General features: G+C 62.3%; 15 protein-coding genes and 1 pseudogene. 7 read left to right on the top strand and 9 right to left on the bottom strand.

Annotated features, from left to right (window positions below; translation table 11 throughout):
* Positions 1-83: 83 nt before the first annotated feature.
* From AB5Y98_RS15070 to AB5Y98_RS15045, 6 genes and pseudogenes are all read right to left on the bottom strand, one after another.
* Positions 84-212, bottom strand: a pseudogene (locus AB5Y98_RS15070) (phosphoribosylaminoimidazole carboxylase); the annotation flags it as partial.
* 1,097 nt (positions 213-1,309) lie between these two features.
* Positions 1,310-2,296, bottom strand: coding sequence for a YafY family protein (locus AB5Y98_RS15065; protein ID WP_005308002.1), 987 nt, complete (start codon positions 2,294-2,296; stop codon positions 1,310-1,312).
* A gap of 304 nt (positions 2,297-2,600) precedes the next feature.
* Positions 2,601-2,987, bottom strand: a complete 387-nt coding sequence (locus tag AB5Y98_RS15060; protein WP_017785733.1) for a SirB2 family protein — start codon at positions 2,985-2,987, stop codon at positions 2,601-2,603.
* The gene (locus tag AB5Y98_RS15055; RefSeq protein WP_005308005.1) at positions 2,984-4,840 is read right to left on the bottom strand and encodes a monovalent cation:proton antiporter-2 (CPA2) family protein; all 1,857 of its coding nucleotides are present in this window, start codon (positions 4,838-4,840) and stop codon (positions 2,984-2,986) included. Before AB5Y98_RS15055 ends, AB5Y98_RS15060 begins: the two co-directional genes overlap by 4 nt.
* 70 nt (positions 4,841-4,910) lie before the next feature.
* Positions 4,911-5,510, bottom strand: coding sequence for an NAD(P)H-dependent oxidoreductase (locus tag AB5Y98_RS15050; protein WP_279451809.1), 600 nt, complete (start codon positions 5,508-5,510; stop codon positions 4,911-4,913).
* Positions 5,511-5,566: 56 nt separating this feature from the next.
* Entirely contained in the window at positions 5,567-6,412 is an 846-nt protein-coding gene (locus AB5Y98_RS15045) for a LysR family transcriptional regulator (protein WP_162513032.1), read from the bottom strand.
* Between the two features lie 143 nt (positions 6,413-6,555).
* Here AB5Y98_RS15045 and AB5Y98_RS15040 point away from each other — a divergent pair, with 143 nt between their 5' ends.
* The 6 genes from AB5Y98_RS15040 to AB5Y98_RS15015 all read left to right on the top strand — a co-directional run bounded on the left by AB5Y98_RS15040 (position 6,556) and on the right by AB5Y98_RS15015 (position 14,582).
* A complete protein-coding gene (locus AB5Y98_RS15040) occupies positions 6,556-7,278 on the top strand; it encodes an SDR family oxidoreductase (RefSeq protein ID WP_026141107.1) in 723 nt (240 codons plus the stop codon).
* Positions 7,279-7,365: 87 nt separating this feature from the next.
* Positions 7,366-7,689, top strand: coding sequence for a hypothetical protein (locus AB5Y98_RS15035; RefSeq protein ID WP_042005464.1), 324 nt, complete (start codon positions 7,366-7,368; stop codon positions 7,687-7,689).
* A 47-nt stretch (positions 7,690-7,736) separates the two neighbouring features.
* Positions 7,737-8,168, top strand: coding sequence for a DUF411 domain-containing protein (locus AB5Y98_RS15030; protein ID WP_005308011.1), 432 nt, complete (start codon positions 7,737-7,739; stop codon positions 8,166-8,168).
* A 224-nt stretch (positions 8,169-8,392) separates the two neighbouring features.
* On the top strand, positions 8,393-10,546 hold the full coding sequence (locus tag AB5Y98_RS15025; RefSeq protein WP_368232185.1) for a S9 family peptidase: 2,154 nt from the start codon (positions 8,393-8,395) through the stop codon (positions 10,544-10,546).
* 415 nt (positions 10,547-10,961) lie between these two features.
* On the top strand, positions 10,962-11,933 hold the full coding sequence (locus AB5Y98_RS15020) for a TAXI family TRAP transporter solute-binding subunit (RefSeq protein WP_010635409.1): 972 nt from the start codon (positions 10,962-10,964) through the stop codon (positions 11,931-11,933).
* An 87-nt stretch (positions 11,934-12,020) separates the two neighbouring features.
* The gene (locus tag AB5Y98_RS15015; protein WP_043170639.1) at positions 12,021-14,582 is read left to right on the top strand and encodes a TRAP transporter permease; all 2,562 of its coding nucleotides are present in this window, start codon (positions 12,021-12,023) and stop codon (positions 14,580-14,582) included.
* 142 nt (positions 14,583-14,724) lie between these two features.
* Here AB5Y98_RS15015 and AB5Y98_RS15010 read toward each other — a convergent pair whose 3' ends face one another.
* Positions 14,725-14,865, bottom strand: a complete 141-nt coding sequence (locus tag AB5Y98_RS15010; protein WP_010635406.1) for a hypothetical protein — start codon at positions 14,863-14,865, stop codon at positions 14,725-14,727.
* A 188-nt stretch (positions 14,866-15,053) separates the two neighbouring features.
* On the opposite strand from AB5Y98_RS15010, the gene AB5Y98_RS15005 reads away from it, so the two are divergent.
* A complete protein-coding gene (locus AB5Y98_RS15005) occupies positions 15,054-15,680 on the top strand; it encodes a lysoplasmalogenase (RefSeq protein ID WP_005308018.1) in 627 nt (208 codons plus the stop codon).
* A gap of 61 nt (positions 15,681-15,741) precedes the next feature.
* On the opposite strand, the gene AB5Y98_RS15000 is transcribed toward AB5Y98_RS15005, so the two are convergent.
* Both AB5Y98_RS15000 and AB5Y98_RS14995 read right to left on the bottom strand, forming a co-directional pair.
* Positions 15,742-17,295, bottom strand: a complete 1,554-nt coding sequence (locus AB5Y98_RS15000) for a DHA2 family efflux MFS transporter permease subunit (protein WP_017764707.1) — start codon at positions 17,293-17,295, stop codon at positions 15,742-15,744.
* Complete coding sequence (locus AB5Y98_RS14995) at positions 17,295-18,347, bottom strand: HlyD family secretion protein (protein ID WP_005308022.1); 1,053 nt, start codon at positions 18,345-18,347, stop codon at positions 17,295-17,297. The genes AB5Y98_RS15000 and AB5Y98_RS14995 overlap by 1 nt, the downstream gene beginning before the upstream one ends.
* Positions 18,348-18,399: the final 52 nt, after the last annotated feature.

Here is an 18,399-nt window from a genome sequence, read left to right as displayed (position 1 = left end):
AAGCCCAGTCGAAAGACTGGGCTTTTTTTCGTTTCCGACACCGTCCTCATTTCCCCCGAATTGCCTCTTTTTCCTCACGCGACTCAGTAAAACACACAGAGCCAGACGGTGGTCATGTCGGGATGGGTCCACTCGACCCTGTGCTTCTGGCGGGCAGGGATATTGATGTGATCCCCCGGACCCTGCTGGATCAGCTGCTACCGCTGTCTCTCTTGCCTACAATGACATGAGGGGAGAAGGACACTCCACTGAGTGTCGTGGAAGACTGCATAGCGCCTCTGTGCTCTGTACTCATACGCGAAGTGCAGCTTGAATGTCTCGGCGCTTCTTTCAGGCCTTTAGAGAGGTCTTGTCGAAAGACTCTGTCAAGGCATGGGCGAGAGTGACGAGCAGCAGGAGCAAGCGCAGGGAAGTGGCATGCACAACATCTGCAGCGTGAGTGATGTGATTGGGTTGCATCTAGTAAAAAGCGCAAAAAGAAAAGGGGACGGCTGCTGCCGTCCCCTCGAGTCATTTCGTCCAGTCCCTGAACTGCAGCGCTCCCTGCAATCCCTGACTTTATCCTGATCCTTCGGAATATCCCCTTCCCAATCCGTTGAGGTGTCCTGTGGCCATCCTAGCCTGGCAATCGATCCTGATTGCTGCACTCTCTCCATCCTGGAGGTGTCCGTTACCACATCCCGTGTTCCTTGCGTCATCCTGACAGATAACCATCCGGGTTATCTCGCTTCATCCTGAAGCTGTCCTGCTCGCCTCCAGCGAGGTTCCTGTTCGTCCTGAAGAGCAACCATCCTGCTGCTCTGCCTCATCCCGAGGTGTCCTCAACCACGTCCCGCGGTGTCCTGTATTCCCTTTGATAACCATCCTGGCTATCGGCCTCATCCTGAGGTGTTCCCTGCCCACGTCCTGTGGTTTATTCCCTGCTTATGCGCTGTTTCTGCATCCTGCCGAATCAGTTTCGTCCTTGTGAGACCCATATTAAGGGAACGAGAGGGCGGAACAAGGGAGGATCTGGCGTTGTCGGCGTGATGAGAACGCTTAAACGATCATAGTTGTGATAATAAATTCATATTAATCATGGCGTTAGTTTGTTTCACAGGAAAGCATAAGGATTCAAAGATGCCTTCGCGTACGGTTCGACACAGTGGCCTCTTACAGCGGCGATGGCTGATCTCTCACACGCAAAAACAGGGCGAAAACGATGGTAAAAACAGGCTCAATTCGGAGGGTAAGGCTTAAAAATTAGTTGAATAAATATGCTCAAAAAGAATACAAAAAGCCGGGCTTGGCCCGGCTTTTTGAGAAGGTGTCAGCTGACGCGGCTACCCGGTGTCGGATATGCCTTGCGCAAGGATTCTGGCGCCAGCACTTCCAGGTTCCCGCTCATGTTGTTGAGCCAGGTACGGAACTCCGGAGTGTCCTGCACCTCGGTTTCCACCACCACGCTGCGCTTGTCGTAGCGGGTCATGCGCGGGTTGTGGCCGGGGATCTGGCCGTCGACCAGGGTCGGACAGTTGGCATCGATGCGGCCGACGAAGCGGATCGGCCCGCTGACATCCTGGTACCCCTGATCGCGGATCAGTTTCTGGATATTGAAATCCTTCGGCTGGGTCGCGCTGAAGTTGGTCAGCTCCACGTTCTTGATGTGGTCGAACGGGATGCCGTAGACCTTGGGATCCAGCTCGGACAGGGTGCAGAGCAGGGTCGGCCCCTCCGCCTGGTTCAGAATGCCGAGCGGATTGATGCGGTCATAGCAGAGCCACACGGTGCGCTCCTTGATGACACGCTGGATCTCGGCGCTGAACTTGCGGCCACGCCACAATGCATCGCGGATCAGGGTGCTGCGGCGGATCTCCGGGTTGCCGGCAAACGGACGCGGTGACTGGTGCACGCTCTCGAGCCAGCGTTCCGCCAGTTCGCTCTGGCTGTCACGGATCACCTGGCTGGCCTTGTCGACCAGCGGGTTCAATTCGGTCAGGACACTGGCGGGCAGCAGCTGGCTGGCCTGGTCGCTCCAGGTTTTCAGCGCCACTGCCAGCGACAGCGGCATGATGTTGGCAAAATCGTTGAGGCCATGGCGCTCGAAGCACCAGCCGTGTGGTTTGCTGCGTTCATCCGAGGTGAGATCGAACAACCCCATGCCGGACATCTCTTCCAGGTCCCGTTGCACGGTACGCAGACTGACATGAATGCCTTCTTCTTCCAGTTTTACCTGGAGTTGGCTGGCGGTCAGCTTGTAAGGGCGGTGCGGGATGCAACGCGCCAAGGTCAGTTGTCGTAACAGCTTCTTACTCATGGTGCATGCCTTCACTGGTTTAGCGTTGAGTGTATCCTAGCCATGCCTTGCGACAGTCTATGTCGCAAGTTTTGCTGCGACAACTGTCGCCATTTTCATACAAACCAAGCTAACTACATGATCATAAAAGAGAACGCTCTCTTTTCTGGCAGCAATTGAGGCTAAAAAATGATGAAAATTCGCCAAATGAAAGTGCTGTCTTACGGATTTGATGTAGAAGAAAAAACAGAAATGATGGGTAAGCGCAGAATATGATGTGGAGGAGAGGACTCTCCTCCACCGGGCGGGGATTTTTGCTGTCGGATCAGGCCAGCCAGGACCAGGCCGACTTGGTGATGGCGGCGCCTACCATATAGCCGAATACCGCCAGGGCAGCGAGGCCGGCCACCAGCTTCTGACTGCGCGCAGGGCGCTTGAGCGCCATGACGCCGAAGCCGATGTAAACCACCAGCGCGATCAGCTTGGCCATCAGCCAGGGCTGCTGACCCGGGCTCATCTGCAGGGTCACCGCCAGCAGCACCCCGAACAGCAACAGTAAGGTGTCGTTGACATGGGGCAGGATCTTCAGCCACTTCTGCTGCAGGCGGGCACTGCCCCCCAGTGCCAGCAGCCAGCGATAGAGGAACAGCAGCACGCTGACCAGTGCCAGCGTCATGTGCAGGTGTTTGAGCAGGGGGTAATAGGCAATCATATTGCTTCCTTGTCGTTGTCGGGCAGACCGCTGTTCCAGTTGTGGGCGTGAATGCGCTCCTGTCCTTCCTGATCGTCTTGCAGCAGATCGGAGAGGATGTCCCGGTATTGCAGGCTCTTGTTGATATAGGTGTGTTCGTCGTCCAGGTAGTTGACCTGCTCCCGCAGCAGCCAGTTGTCGTGCTGCTTGAAGGTCTGCCCGGCCCGCCAGGCCTGGTTGGCCCGAAAACCGAGCTGGGTCAGGGCTTCCACCCCCAGATCCACGGCGGAACCCAGGGTTTCCCGATACACGCTGCCCACGCCCTGACGCAGGATCTCGTGAGCGTGAGGACGATCCTGGGCTCGCGCCAGTATCTTAAGGTGCGGGAAGTGTTTCTTCACCATTTCAATCACTTCGAGTGACGTTGCAGGGTCGTTGATGGAGAGCACCAGCAATTTGGCCTTGTGGGCACCGGCGGCGTGCAGCAGGTCGAGCCGGCTGGCATCCCCGTAGAACACCTGATAGCCATACTTGCGCAGCATCTCGATCTGGCTGGCATCCTGCTCGAGGATGGTGGTACCTATGCCGTGGCCGTGCAGCAAGCGTCCCACTATCTGGCCGAAGCGGCCGAAGCCGGCAATGATCACCGGGTGCTCCACCAGCTCCGGCTGCTCGTGCTGCGGGACCTCGCTCTGGTTGCGGTAGTCGAACCAGGGCTGGATCACCCGATCGTTGAGGATCAGCAGCAGCGGCGTCAGCGCCATGGAGAGCGCCACCACCAGGGTCAGCAGGGCGATGGTATCCCCCGGCAACACCCTGTTCTGGGCGGCGAACGAGAACAGCACGAAGGCGAACTCCCCCCCCTGAGCCAGCGCCAGCCCGAAGGTCCAGCGCTGGCTCGGCGAGATGCGGATGATGAAGCCGAGCGCCATCAACACCAGCCACTTGAGCAGCATCAGGCCGACCACCAGGGCCGGGATCAGCAGCGGATGTTCGGCAAACAGCCCGAAGTTGATACCGGCGCCCACCGACATGAAGAAGAGGCCGAGCAGCAGCCCCTTGAACGGCTCTATGTCCGCCTCCAGTTCGTGGCGGTATTCGCTGTCCGCCAGCACCACCCCGGCCAGGAAGGAGCCGAGGGCGGGGGAGAGGCCGACCGACTCCATCAGCACGGCGATGGCGATCACCAGCAGCAGGGCGGCGGCGACGAAGATCTCCCGCATGTGGGACTGGGCGATGGCGCGAAACACCGGGCGCATCAGGTAATGACCCCCCAGCACTATGCCGGAGATGGCGGCAACCACCAGCAGGCCGTGTTGCCAGCCGGCCAGCTCCGAGCTGCCGCTGCTGGCCACCGGCGCGATGGCCAGCAGCGGCAGGATCGCCAGGATGGGGATGACGGCGATGTCCTGGAACAGCAGCACGGCGAAGGCGGAGCGGCCGCTCTCGCTCTGCATCAGTTTGCGCTCCTGCAGGCTCTGCAGCACGATGGCGGTGGAGGAGAGCGCCAGGATGAGGCCGATGGCCAGCCCCTGTTGCCAGGGCAGACCAATGAGGTGGGCCACGCCGGTCAGGGCTGCCGTGGTGAGCAGCACTTGCAGTCCGCCGGTGCCGAGAATGGGCCCCTTCAGCTGCCACAGCAGCGCCGGCCTGAGCTCCAGCCCGACCAGAAACAGCATCAGCACCACCCCGAACTCGGCGAAGTGCATCACGTCTTTTTGTTCACCCACCAGCCCCAGCAGGAAGGGGCCTATGATGATCCCCGCCAGCAGGTAGCCGAGCACGGATCCCAGCCCCCAGCGCTTGGCCAGCGGCACCGCGATCACAGCGGCGGAGAGGTAGATAAAGGCATCGAACAGCAAACCATGTCCCATCAGCGGATCCTCCGCGCCGTGGTGGAGGCCGATGAAGGCAGGCCGGGACTACGCCCGGAGCGGGTTCGGGTCATGGGAGTACCTCCAGCAGATCACGCAGATAGGGGCTGCCGCCGAGTTGTGCCGGGGTCAGCTGCTCGTCGCGCAGGGCGCACAGCAACTGGCAATAGTCCTGGCCGCAGCGGCGCAGCGCCTCCGGGTCCCGTATCTTGTGAAAGGAGTGCAGCACGAACGGGGGCAGCCAGCTCATGCCACACAGCTGGGCCGTCTGCTGAAAGGGGAGCAGGAAGTCGAGCAGCGGGCGCTGGTTGTAGCCGGCGCTGCAGTAGGATTCGGGGGCACCGCCGGTGGTGATGGCCGACAGCCACTGCTTGCCGTTGAGGGCGTGGGCTTCCGGGCCATAGGCGTAGCCGTACTCCAGCACCAGATCCATCCACTCCTTCATGATGGCCGGGCAGGAATACCAGTAGAAGGGGTGCTGGAAGACGATGATGTCGTGTTCAGAGAGCAGGGCCTGCTCCCGCTTCACGTTGATGAACATGTCCGGGTAGTGCAGATAGAGGTCGTGCAGGGTGACGCCCTCCAGCCCGTCGATGGCCTGCAGCAGCTGCTTGTTGGCCCGGGAGCTCTGCAGCGCCGGGTGTGAGAAGATGACCAGAATGCGTTTCATGGGGTCCTGACCTGAAGAGGAGTGGATGCCGGCAAAAGATGCATTGCACAGCGACGTTAGCAAGAAGCGCCGTGGCTCGCCAGCTCAGGGATCAGCTCGCGCAGCGCCGGATTGAGGGTCTGGTGGGCGGGATAGCAGAGACCGATGCGCCGGAACATCCGGGGCCCGCTCACGGGCACGGTGCACAGCCCCGCCTCGTCCTCCACCAGCCCGTCCGGCAGGAAGCTGATGCCGATCCCGGCCAGTACCAGCGCCATCACCAGCCCCTTGCTCTCGGCCTTGGCCACCAGATTGAGGGTGAGCCGATCACAGGCCAGCAGGCCTATGGTCTGCTGATGGGCCTCGCAGGGTGGGCACTCAATAAAATCATAATGTTGTAGCTCGGCCAGTTCGAGTTGCCGGCGGCCGGCGAGGGGATGGTCGCGGCGCACGCACAAGACATAGTCCTCTTCCCACAGCGGCAGAAAGATCTCGTCCTCCCGGCGCAGGGCATCCAGGGTCAGCCGACAGTCGGCAGGCGTCCCGTAATCGGAGAGGGTGAGATCCAGCTCGGGCAGCACCGCCTGTACCTGCTGCAGCAATCCCGCCAGCCGGCGCCGGCTCAGGTCCGGCATGATGGCAAGATTGAGCCGCGCACGCGTCGCCTTCTGGCGAAACAGCTCGGGCAGACGGCGCGCCTCCTCCACCAGCTTGACTGCGTGGGGATAGAGGTAGTGGGCCGGGTCCTTCGCCTCCACCCCCTTCTTGCCCCGAATGAACAGGCTGTCACCCAGGGTCTCTTCCAGCTGGCGCAGCCCCGCCGAGAGGGAGGGCTGGCTGACGTGGCAGCGTTCGGCCGCCGCCGTGATGTTCTTCTCTTCATAGATGGCGATGAAGAAGCGCAGCAGTCTCAGATCCAGCATAAGCCCAACCATAGTTTTTTCAGATGATAACCAGCGGAAAACAATATTTATCACTGATGGATGCAGTGACTATAGTGATCCCGTTCCGTGCTGGCCAGCCGCTTGTTTGCTCAAACCGACTCTTGAATCAGAAGGAAAACATCATGTCCAAGCCTCTCGTCGTGATCACCGGTGCCTCCGCCGGGATCGGTGCCGCCATCGCCCGCGCCTTCTCCGCTGCCGGCCATCCGCTGCTGCTGCTGGCCCGCCGGGTCGAGCCCATGCAGGCGCTGGGCCTGCCCGATACCCTCTGCATCGGGGTCGACGTGACCGACACCGCCGCCATGAAGGCCGCCATCCAGCAGGCCGAGGCGCAATTCGGTCCGGTCGGCTGCCTAGTCAACAATGCCGGCGTCATGCTGCTGGGCCAGGCCGACGTGCAGGACCCGGCCGAGTGGCAGCAGATGCTCAACATCAACGTGATGGGGGTGTTGAACGGTGTTCACGCCGTGCTGGCCGGGATGAAGGCGCGCCGCAGCGGCACCATCATCAACATCAGCTCCATCGCCGGTCGCAAGACTTTCCCGAACCATGCCGCCTACTGCGCCACCAAGTTCGCGGTACACGCCCTGACCGAAAACATCCGGGAAGAGGTGGCCGATGTCGGCGTGCGGATGGTGACCATAGCCCCAGGCGCGGTGGAGACCGAGCTGCTCAGCCACACCACGGACGAGAGCATCAAGGCCGGCTACCACGACTGGAAGGATCAGATGGGCGGCGTCATCGCGCCCGAGGTGATCGCCGAGGCCGTGCTCTATGCATGGCACCAGCCGGCCAATGTCTGCGTGCGCGAGATCGTGTTGGCGGCCACCCGTCAGCAACCTTGATGGAGGCTGACTGGAAGAGGGGGAGGGCTTGACCCTCCCCCTGGGCCAGGGGTTACCATAGGCCACCTTTCGTCAATGAGTCGTCTCATGGTTCTGACCCGTCGCCAACTCGCTCGCGCCCGCCGCTGGCTCCCCCTGTGGAGTCTGCTGATGGTGCTGATGTCGTTTGGCAGCAGGGCGGCGACCGATCTCTGTACCCTGACGCCTCATTGCAGCCAGAGCGAACGCACCCTGGAGAAGGCCATGCCCTGCGGCAGCTTCACCTCGGCGCTCGCCATGACGGTGCTCAGCAGTGACAGCCTGACGGTTGCCATGCTGGAACCAGACTCCCCGGATTTCATCTCCCCTTCCCAGTTCATGCCGGATGTCCCGACCGACCGGCTGGAGCGTCCTCCCCGCACCCTGGCTTGAATCTGACCCCCGTTCCCGGGCATGTTTCATTCAATCTGAGGTGAGTTATGTACAAATCCCTGCTACTGGCCGTGCTGGCCGGTACCGTCAGCTTTTCTGCTCTCGCGGCCGAGAAGATGACCGTCTACAAATCCAAGTATTGCGGCTGCTGCCAGGCCTGGAACAAGCACATGGAAGAGAATGGCTTCGAGCTCGAGGTCATCGAAACCGAACAGCTTGCACCGGTCAAACAGCAGTACGGCATCACTCCGCAGCTGGCCTCCTGCCACACCGGCGTGGTCAACGGCTATGTGATCGAGGGACACGTGCCCGCCGCCGATGTGCAGAAACTGCTCAAGGAAAAACCGGCGATCCGCGGCCTGACCATTCCGGGCATGCCCCAGAGTGCGCCGGGCATGGATATTCCGGGTCAGCCCTATCAGGTGCTGAGCATCAGCAATGAGGGCGCGACCAGGGTCTGGTCGAGCTACCCCGGTTGATGAAGACTGGCCGTGAGCAGACACACTTCCATCATGTGAGGCACACCTGAGCGAGCCCGTGTCGCTCACGGTCAGGTATGGGGGCTGCCATCGCGAGATGGCGGCCCTTTTACATCCCGGCGCGGGAGAACTTGCAACTGAAGGCGACAAGGGGCAGATTGGTCCCCTGTCCAAGGAGCCAAGGCTCAGGTCCGCCAACCCTTTTAAAGCGCAAAGGATGCGACATGTTCACCTTTTCCCGAGGGCTTCTGCTGCTGGCTTGCCTGGCCGCCGTTCCCTGTTCATATGCCAATGATGAGTCCGCCATGCCCACACGCGACACCCAGATCCAGCCTCCCGTGGCCGCCAAACATCCCCATACCCTGAAAAAACACGGGGATACCCGGGTCGACAACTACTACTGGCTGCGCGATGACGAGCGCCAGAAACCCGAGGTGCTGGCCTATCTGGAGGCCGAAAACGCCTACACCGACGCCATGCTCAAACCGGTCAAGCCGCTGCGCGACCAGCTCTATCAGGAGATGGTGGCCCGTATTCCCCAGCAGGACGAGTCGGTGCCCTATGTGAAGAACGGTTATCGCTACCAGACCCGCTACGAGCCGGGCAAGGAGTACGCCATCTATTCACGCAGCAAAATTGGTGAAGAGGCTACAAGCCTGCTGCTGGACGGCAACCAGCGTGCCGAGGGCCACGAGTTCTACGCCCTGGGGGCGCTCGAGGTGAGCCGCAACAACCGCTGGCTGGCGGTGGCGGAAGATTTCCTCTCCCGCCGCCAGTACCAGATCCAGTTCTTCGATCTGGAGAGCGGCAAGTGGGCCACCGATACGCTTCCGAACACCTCCGGCAATCTGGTGTGGGCCAACGACAGCAAGACAGTGTTCTACGTGCGCAAGCACCCCAAGACCCTGCTGCCCTACCAGGTTTATCGCCACGAGCTGGGCACGGATCCTGCCAAGGACACCCTGGTCTACGAGGAGAAGGACGACACCTTCTATGTGAGCCTCTATGCCACCACCTCGGAAGATTTCATCGTCATCGCCCTCTCCAGCACCACTACCGGCGAGGCGCGCCTCATCGATGCCAACGTGCCGACCCAGGCGCCGCGGCTGTTCCTGCCACGCCAGGTGGATCACGAGTACAGCCTGGATCACTACCGCGGCCGCTTCTATGTGCGCTCCAACAAGGACGGCAAGAACTTCGGCCTGTACGAGACCAAAGAGAGCCCGGTGGAGCGCTGGAAGGCGGTGATCGTCCCCAATCCGGATGTGCTGCTGGAGAGCTATGCCCTGTTCAAGGAGTGGCTGGTGCTGGAGGAGCGCAGTCAGGGGCTGACCCGGCTGCGCCAGGTCAACTGGCAGAGCGGCGAGCAGAAGGAGATCGCCTTCGACGATCCCGCCTATGTCACCTGGCTTGCCTACAACCCGGAGCCGGACACCAGCGCCCTGCGCTATGGCTACTCATCCATGACCACGCCGTCTTCCACCTACGAGCTCGACCTGAACAGCGGCAAGCGCACCCTGCTCAAGCAGCAGCCGGTGGCGGGCTTCAAGGCCGATCAATATGCCAGCGAGCGGCTCTGGATCACTGCCCGTGACGGCGTGGCCGTGCCGGTGTCGCTGGTCTATCGCAAGGACCAGTTCAAGAAGGAGGGGACCGGCGCAGGCACCAATCCGCTGCTGGTCTACGGCTACGGCTCCTATGGCGCCAGCATGGATCCGGACTTCAGCAGCGCCAGGCTGAGCCTGCTGGATCGCGGCTTCGTCTACGCCATCGCCCACATCCGGGGTGGCGAGGAGCTGGGTCGCCACTGGTATGAAGATGGCAAGCTGTTGAAAAAGCAGAACACCTTCAACGACTTCATCGACGTGACCGAGGCGCTGGTGGCGCAGGGCTATGGTGCCAGGGATCAGGTCTACGCCATGGGCGGCAGCGCCGGCGGCCTGCTGATGGGAGCCGTCATCAACCAGGCGCCCCAGCTCTATCGCGGCGTGGTGGCCCAGGTCCCCTTCGTCGACGTGGTCACCACCATGCTGGACGAGTCCATCCCCCTCACTACCGGTGAGTACGACGAGTGGGGCAATCCGAACCAGAAGCGCTACTACGACTACATGAAGGCCTACAGCCCCTACGATCAGGTCAAGGCGCAGGCCTACCCGAATCTGCTGGTCACCACAGGCCTGCACGATTCCCAGGTGCAGTATTGGGAGCCGGCCAAGTGGGTGGCCAAGCTGCGGGAGCTGAAGACGGATGATAACAAGTTGTTGCTGAGTACCGACATGGACGCCGGCCACGGCGGCAAGTCGGGCCGCTTCAAGGCCTACGAGGATATCGCGCTGGAGTTTGCGTTTATCCTGGATCTGGCCAAGCCAAAAGCATAAGTCACCAAGGTTGCAGCCCTTGCCAGACAAGGGCTGCAAAAGAATCTCTTTTCCCTCTTCCCGCCTGCCGTCCGGTAGCACAACCAATTAATCTTCGATCGGCAAATTAATGATCGGCTTCAAATTTCTGGCGACCGATATCCTTCATTTTGTGTTTTTGTTTGATTTATGTTGGCGCCGTGTGCTTAATCGATGCCGTTATAACTCTTTAATTGGCCCCCTCGGTGCCAATTATCTCTGGTTGGCATGAAGCCGACTGTCTCACCACAGGATGCTGGTGGCTTTTTGGGGAACGCTGGTCGTTCACCCATTTCCTCATCGCGAGGTCACGGACGACCGCCGACGCAGCACGGCGGTTTGTCTTGCATTCGCCCGTGGAACGGGCGAGCTGAATCAATCAAAAAGGATGAACAACATGAAAGGATTATCCCTGGCGTGTGCCTTGTCGGCAGCTCTGGTCGGTGTCTCGTTTGGTGGTCCGGTACAGGCGCAGGAGCGCTTCGTGACCATAGGCACCGGCGGTCAGACCGGTGTCTACTACGTGGCGGGCCAGTCCATCTGCCGCTTCCTCAACCGCGGCGCCGCCGATCACCAGATCAAGTGCAACGCCCCGGCCAGTGGCGGCGGTGTTGCCAACGTCAACGGCATCCGCTCCGGCGAGTTCAACTTCGGCATCATGCAGTCCGACCACCAGTACAAGGCGATGAAGGGCGTCGAGCCGTTCAAGGCCGAGGGTCCGATGGATGACATCCGCGCCGTCTTCTCCCTGCAGAGCGAAGTGTTCACCATCCTGGCCCGCAAGGACGCCAAGATTGCCGGCTTCGACGATCTGAAGGGCAAGCGCGTCAACATCGGCAACCCGGGCTCCGGCCAGCGCGACACCTTCGAAGAGATCATGGCCGTCAAGGGCTGGGACAAGTCCGTGTTCAGTCTGGTCTCCGAGCTCAAACCCGCCGAGCAGGCCTCTGCCCTGGGTGACAACAACATCGATGCCATGAGCTACTTCGTTGGCCACCCCAACGGTGCCATCCAGGAAGCCTCCACCACCACCGACACCGTGCTGGTGCCGGTGACCGGCCCCGAGATCGACAAGCTGCTGGCCGAGAAGAGCTACTACAGCAAGGCCGAGATCCCGGGTGGTCTGTACAAGGGCAGCCCGAACCCGACCCCGTCCATCGGTGGCAAGGCCGTACTCTCCACCAGCGCCAAGGCCGATCCGGAAGTGGTCTACCAGCTGGTCAAGTCCGTGTTCGACAACCTGGATCGCTTCAAGCGCCTGCACCCGGCCTTCGCCGACCTGAAGGAAGCCGACATGATCAAGGTGGGTCTCTCCGCCCCGCTGCATGAAGGCGCGGTGCGCTACTACAAGGAACGTGGCTGGATGTAATCCGGTTGCGGTTTCGTATGTGCCCCAGACTCGCTCCTCCCTCGGGGGGGCGAGTCTCATTTATTGCAGTACCAACAGAGCCACACTATGCAGCAAACACAACAACAAGAGGCGCTCTCGGCCGAGGAGCTGATCGCCCAGGATGTGGGAGCCCGCCTGCCGGTGGGCACCATGAGCTGGATCATCGCGGGTCTTGCGCTGATCTGGTCCCTGTTCCAGCTCTGGATCGCTTCGCCGCTGCCGTTCTCTCTCGGCATCGGTGTTCTCAATGACACTGAAACACGCTCGATTCACCTGGCTTTCGCCATCCTGCTCGCCTATCTGGTGTTCCCGGCCATGCGCAGCTCGCCGCGCGACCGGGTGCCGCTCGGTGACATCGCCCTTGGCCTCATCGGCGCCGCCGTCGCCAGCTACCTGTTCATCATGTATGAGCAGCTGGCCCAGCGCCCCGGCAACCTGACCACCATGGACTTCGTGGTCGCCTGTATCGGCATTCCGCTGCTGCTGGAAGCCGCCCGCCGTGCCCTCGGCCCGGCCCTGGCGGTGATCGCCATCGTCTTCCTGGCCTATAGCCTGGCCGGCCCCTGGATGCCCTCCCTGCTGGCCCACCGTGGGGTGAGCCTGCATGCGCTGGCCAACCACCAGTGGATCACCACCGAAGGGGTGTTCGGCATTGCCCTCGGGGTCTCCACCAGCTTCGTCTTCCTGTTCGTGTTGTTTGGCGCCCTGCTCGAGCGTGCCGGTGCGGGCCACTACTTCATCCAGCTCGCCTTCAGCCTGCTCGGCCACCTGCGCGGCGGCCCGGCCAAGGCAGCCGTGGTGGCCTCGGCCCTAACCGGCGTCATCTCCGGCTCCTCCATCGCCAACGTGGTGACCACGGGCACCTTCACCATCCCCATGATGAAACGGGTCGGCTTCTCCAAGGAGAAGGCCGGCGCGGTGGAAGTGGCCTCCTCGGTCAACGGCCAGATCATGCCCCCGGTCATGGGAGCCGCCGCCTTCCTGATGGTGGAGTACGTTGGCATCCCCTACGTCGACATCATCAAGCACGCCTTCCTGCCGGCGGCCATCTCCTACATCGCCCTGCTCTACATAGTGCACCTCGAGGCGCTCAAGCTCGGCATGCAGCCCATCGGCAACCGTCAGCCGCGCCCCTGGCTGCGCCGCCTGACCGGCTTCGCCTTCGGTGCCGCTCTCATCAGCGGCCTCTCCATGGCGGTCTACTACGGCCTGGGTTGGCTCAAGCCGGCGCTGGGCGACTACGCCCTGCCGGGGATCAGCGTGCTGCTGGCCGCCGCCTACCTGGGACTGCTGAAGATCGCCGCCAGCAACGAGCCGTTGCCGTCGGAAGATCCGGACAAGCCGCTGGACGAGCTGCCGGAAACCCGCGCCGTGCTGCTCTCCGGCCTGCACTTCCTGCTGCCGGTGGTGGTACTGGTGTGGTGTCTGATGGTGGAGCGACTCTCCCCGGGCCTGTCGGCCTTCTGGGGCTCGGTGATGCTGATCATCATACTGCTGACCCAGCGCCCGCTGCTGAACTGGCTGCGCACCGATGGCAAGCATGACTACGGCAGCTTCACCGACGGCGTGGTGGATCTGCGCGAGGGGCTGATCGCCGGTGCCCGCAACATGATCGGCATCGGCATCGCCACCGCCACTGCCGGCATCATAGTCGGGGCCGTCTCCCAGACCGGCGTCGGCCTGGTGCTGGCGGATCTGGTGGAGTTCCTCTCCATGGGCAACCTGCTGCTGATGCTGCTGCTGACCGCCCTGCTGAGCCTGATCCTCGGCATGGGCTTGCCCACCACCGCCAACTACATAGTGGTGTCGAGCCTGCTGGCGCCGGTGATCGTCACCCTGGGGCAGCAGAACGGCCTCATCGTGCCGCTCATCGCCGTGCACCTGTTCGTCTTCTACTTCGGCATCATGGCCGACGTGACCCCGCCGGTGGGGCTGGCCTCGTTCGCCGCGGCTGCCGTCTCCAAGGGCGACCCCATCAAGACCGGGATCACGGCGTTCTACTACAGCCTGCGCACCGCGGCACTGCCGTTCCTGTTCATCTTCAACACCGACCTGCTGCTCATCAACGTGGACTTCGCCCACGGCGTGCTGATCTTCATCGTGGCCACCATCGCCATGCTGATCTTCGCCGCCGCCACCCAGGGCTACTTCCTGGTGAAGAGCCGCTGGTACGAGAGCGTGCTGCTGCTGCTGGTGGCCTTCACCCTGTTCCGTCCCGGCTTCTGGATGGACATGCTGCACGACCCGTATCGCGACGCCGCGCCAGCCGAGCTGGCCCAGACCATGGGCCAGGTGGAGGCCGAGAGCACCCTGCGCCTGCGGATGGAAGGGGAAGATGCGGTGGGCAAGCTGCGCCGCTTCACCGTGCTGCTGCCGGTGCCGGATGGCGCGAGCGGTGAGGATCGTCTGGCCAAGCTGGGGATCCAGACCTATGAGCAGGACGGCAAGATCCTGATCGACAGCGTCACCTTCGGCAGCCAGGCCGCCGAGCTGGGGCTGGAGATGGATCAGCAGATCCTGAGCGTCAAGGCGCCCACCGAGCGCTGGCCCAAGGAGCTGATGTGGCTGCCGGGCTTCCTGCTGTTCGGTGCCGTGATCTGGCTGCAGCGGCGCCGTCAGGCACGCTGATCCCGCACCCAATAAAAACGGCGCCACGATGGCGCCGTTTTTATTTACCCCGTGTGGGGTTATTCCTGCGGAGCTTGCTTCTGCAGCAGGCTCAGGCTGATCCCCAGAATAGGGAGCATTATGATACTAATACCGGGAGGGCTTATTCTTGCGGATCCTGCTCCTGCAGCAGGCTCAGGGTCTGTTGCTCCACCTGGCTCAATCCCAGCTGCTCGCAGGCTTGCTCAAAGCTGATTCCCAAGTGACACATCATGATGTCGATGGCGGGCAGATAGTTTCTCATTGCTTCTTCCATGGTGATCCTCCGAACCCGTTCCTTATGCCCGAACCGGGTGTGCGGGACAATTAGACTTTAGGCGTAGAGTGCTCGTTTGCTGAGCGCCTCTGCCACTGGCCGGGGGAATTTGTTACTCTCCCTGTCAGCAAGAAGATGTTGCCGTATGACTGCGAGCGACACGTGAGGAGCAGGGCATGTTATTGAGTTTCTTGATCATCGCATCGGGCTGGTGGCACATTCGTGCGGCCTACGGCTCAGACTCCCGTCAGTTCTACATCAGCAAGCCGCTGACCATGCTGCTCATCATAGCGCTGGCGTTCGGCTATCAGGGCTATGACCACGACGGCTCCCACGCCTGGATCCTGCTCGGTCTCTGCCTGTCGCTGGCCGGCGACGTGCTGCTGATGCTGCCGAGCGACCGCTTCATCCAGGGGCTGGCGGCATTTCTTGTCGCGCACCTCTGCTACATCGTCGGCTTCGCCCAGGGGCCGCTGGTGCTGAACCTGGTGGATGGCCTGCTGTTGCTGCTGGTGGCCGGCATGGTGTTCGGCCTGCTGTGGGGCAAGCTCGGGGAGATGAAGATCCCAGTCTTCTGCTACATGCTGGTGATCATCGGCATGGCCTGGGTGGCCGCCGGTGCCTGGCACGCCTCCCTCACCGCCGGCAGCGCCGCCGCCCTAGTGGGGGCGCTGATGTTCCTGTTCTCCGACAGCATGCTGGCGCTGGATCGCTTCCGTCGCCCCTTCCCCCATGCCACCGCCTGGGTGATGAGCAGCTACTTCGCCGCCCAGTTCCTGATCGCCGCCTCGTTGGCGGGTTGACCGGCGGGCCGCAATAAAAAACGGGCCTGCCGGCCCGTTTTGCTACTCCCTTCCCACTCTTTCACGCCTCGACCGGTTCGGCATCCGGCGCCCTCGGGGCCGGCTGCTTGAGCAGCAGCATCAGGGCGCTGGCGATCAGCAGGAAGATACCCATCACGAAGAACACCTGGTTGTAGGCCATGATGGCCGCCTCGCGGCTGATGGTGTTCGACAGCATGGCCTGAGCCTGCAGACGTGCCAGCTCGGGGCCGGAGCCCTGGGCCATCATGCTCTGGGCCAGCTGCAACAGGTAGGCCTGTCCCTCTATGCTGGTGGCGGCCAGGGTACTGCCGATCTGGCTGACATGGGTGCGGGTGTCGTTGTCGATCAGGGTGGCTATGATGGCGATGCCGAAGGCGCCGCCCAAGTTGCGCAGCACGTTGAGCAGGGTGGAGGAGGAGGGAATCTCGTCCGGCGTCAGGCTGGCGGTCGCCACCAGAGAGAGCGGCACCATGATGAAGGGCTGCCCCAGCGCCCGCACGATGAGCGACTGGATCAGCTGGGGGCCGGCGTAGTCCGCGCTCATGTTCATGTTCATGAAGCAGCTGACGGCGAACACCAGAAAACCGAAGCTGACCAGATAGCGCGGATCTATCTTGTGGGTCAGCTTGGGTACCAAGGGCAGCACCAGCAGCTGGGGCAACCCCATCCACATCAGTACCTCGCCGATTTCCAGCGCGTTGTAGTTGTGGATCTGGGTCATGTAGAGCGGCAGCACATAGATGGAGCCCATCAACGCCATGCCGAGCACCAGGTAGGCGAAGCAGGCCAGCGCGAAGCGCGGGTTGTGCAGCAGCCGCAGGTTGACCAGCGGGTGGCGGCGCAGCAGCTGGCTGATGACGAAGAACACCAGCGCCACCACCGAGATGACGGTGAGCCGCACGATGAAGCTGGAACCGAACCAGTCCTCCCGGTTGCCCTCTTCCAGCACCACTTCCAACAGGCCAAGCCCCACCGCCATGGTAAGGATGCCGATGAGATCCACCCGCTTGATCACCTCCCAGTCCACCGGCTTCTTGTCCAGCCCGTGGGCCAGCATGGCCATCACCAGCAGTCCCGGCGGCACGTTCAGGTAGAAGATGTAGTGCCAGGACATCTGCTCGGTTAGCCAGCCGCCCAGGGTCGGGCCGATGGCGGGGGCGAAGGTGGCGCACAGGCCGAACAGCGCCATGCCGGTGGCTCGCTTGTGCAGCGGCAGCAGGCTGACGATGAGGGAGAAGGCCATGGGGATCAGCGCCCCGCCGGTGAAGCCCTGCAGCGCCCGAAAGACGATCATGCTGGTGAGGTTCCAGCTGAACGAGCAGAGCACGGAGGCGACGATGAAGGCCCCCGTGGTCCACAGCAGGTAGCGCCGCACGCTCAACCCCCGGCTCAGCCAGCCGCTCAGCGGGATGGCGATCATCTCCGCCACCAGATAGGAGGTGGAGATCCAGGAGCTCTCGCTCAGGGTGGCCGACAGAGCCCCCTGAATGTCCTTCAGGGAGGCGTTGGTGATCTGGATGTCGAGGATGGCCATGAAGGCGCCGATGAGGCCCCCCATGACCGCGATCCAGTTGCGGCGTGGTATGGCGTCCATCAGTTGGCGGCGACCACGGGATCAGGGCTGCGGGTGTCGACGATCACCTCGGTGGAGAGGCCAGGCAGCAGCTTGCCCGCCAGGGCGCCCGGATCCGGAATGCGGATCTTGACCGGTACTCGCTGCACGATCTTGGTGAAGTTGCCGGTGGCGTTCTCCGGCGGCAGCAGGGCGAACTTGGCGCCGGTGGCCGGCGCCAGGCTGTCGATGATCCCCTCGACCGGCTGATCCGGATAGGCATCCAGGATCACCTCCACCTTCTGGCCGGGCTGCATGTGGAGCAGCTGGGTCTCCTTGAAGTTGGCCTCGACCCACACCTGCTGCAGCGGCACCAGGCTGGCCACCTGCATGCCGGACTGAACGTAGAGCCCAGCCCGCAGGCTGCGCTTGCCGATGATGCCGTCGGCCGGTGCCCGCAGCTCGGTATAGGCCAGCTCCAGCTTGGCCTGCTCCAGCTGGGCGGCGCTCAATGCCAGCTTGGCCTGGTTCTGCTTGGCCTCGGCATCCAGCACCAGCAGCCGCTCGCGGGCGGCCTGCAGGGCCGCTTTGGCCTCCTGCTCCTGGGCCTGATTGACCTGCAGGCCGGCACGCACCTCGTCCAGGCTATCCTGGGAGCTGTAGTGGCGCTGGTTGAGCTGGCTGACGCGACGCACCTGCTGCTGGGCCCGGACCTGTTCGGCATTGGCCGAGCTGACCTTGGCCTCGGCCTGACGAATGAGGCTCAGCTGCTGGGTGCGGGTGGCGGCGAGATTTTCCGCCGTCGCCTGGTTGAGGCGCAGGTCGGCTTCGGCCTCGGCCACCTTGGTCTTGTACTCCCGGTCGTCGAGGCGGGCGATGAGCTGGCCGGCCTTCACCGGCTGGTTGTCGGTCACCAGCACTTCGCTGATGTAGCCGGAGAGCTTGGAGCCGATGCCGGTCACCTCGCTCTGCAGGTAGGCGTTGTCGGTGCTCTCGAAGTAGCGGCCGTGCAGATACCAGTAACCGGCAAACAGCAGGCCGAGCAGGGCCAGTATCATGGCGGCCAGCAGGGGGATCTTCTTGTGTTGACTCATGTGGGGGATTCCTGAACTTAAGAGAGGTAGGCTAACACTGGCCAACTGTTTC

This window comes from Aeromonas sp. s3 (genome assembly GCF_040907805.1).
Taxonomy (GTDB): domain Bacteria; phylum Pseudomonadota; class Gammaproteobacteria; order Enterobacterales; family Aeromonadaceae; genus Aeromonas; species Aeromonas dhakensis.
The sequence above is the reverse complement of the archived record's forward strand: the minus strand, read 5'-3'. Positions and strand labels throughout refer to the sequence as shown.

Coding starts and splice junctions, on each gene's coding strand:
- AB5Y98_RS15055 (WP_005308005.1), bottom strand. CDS start 4,840: ATGGGACATGGTTTGCTGTTCGATGCCTTTATCTACCTCTCCGCCGCT.
- AB5Y98_RS15010 (WP_010635406.1), bottom strand. CDS start 14,865: ATGAGAAACTATCTGCCCGCCATCGACATCATGATGTGTCACTTGGGA.
- AB5Y98_RS15065 (WP_005308002.1), bottom strand. CDS start 2,296: ATGAGTAAGAAGCTGTTACGACAACTGACCTTGGCGCGTTGCATCCCG.
- AB5Y98_RS15025 (WP_368232185.1), top strand. CDS start 8,393: ATGTTCACCTTTTCCCGAGGGCTTCTGCTGCTGGCTTGCCTGGCCGCC.
- AB5Y98_RS15060 (WP_017785733.1), bottom strand. CDS start 2,987: ATGATTGCCTATTACCCCCTGCTCAAACACCTGCACATGACGCTGGCA.
- AB5Y98_RS15020 (WP_010635409.1), top strand. CDS start 10,962: ATGAAAGGATTATCCCTGGCGTGTGCCTTGTCGGCAGCTCTGGTCGGT.
- AB5Y98_RS15005 (WP_005308018.1), top strand. CDS start 15,054: ATGTTATTGAGTTTCTTGATCATCGCATCGGGCTGGTGGCACATTCGT.
- AB5Y98_RS14995 (WP_005308022.1), bottom strand. CDS start 18,347: ATGAGTCAACACAAGAAGATCCCCCTGCTGGCCGCCATGATACTGGCC.
- AB5Y98_RS15050 (WP_279451809.1), bottom strand. CDS start 5,510: ATGAAACGCATTCTGGTCATCTTCTCACACCCGGCGCTGCAGAGCTCC.
- AB5Y98_RS15035 (WP_042005464.1), top strand. CDS start 7,366: ATGGTTCTGACCCGTCGCCAACTCGCTCGCGCCCGCCGCTGGCTCCCC.
- AB5Y98_RS15045 (WP_162513032.1), bottom strand. CDS start 6,412: ATGCTGGATCTGAGACTGCTGCGCTTCTTCATCGCCATCTATGAAGAG.
- AB5Y98_RS15040 (WP_026141107.1), top strand. CDS start 6,556: ATGTCCAAGCCTCTCGTCGTGATCACCGGTGCCTCCGCCGGGATCGGT.
- AB5Y98_RS15000 (WP_017764707.1), bottom strand. CDS start 17,295: ATGGACGCCATACCACGCCGCAACTGGATCGCGGTCATGGGGGGCCTC.
- AB5Y98_RS15030 (WP_005308011.1), top strand. CDS start 7,737: ATGTACAAATCCCTGCTACTGGCCGTGCTGGCCGGTACCGTCAGCTTT.
- AB5Y98_RS15015 (WP_043170639.1), top strand. CDS start 12,021: ATGCAGCAAACACAACAACAAGAGGCGCTCTCGGCCGAGGAGCTGATC.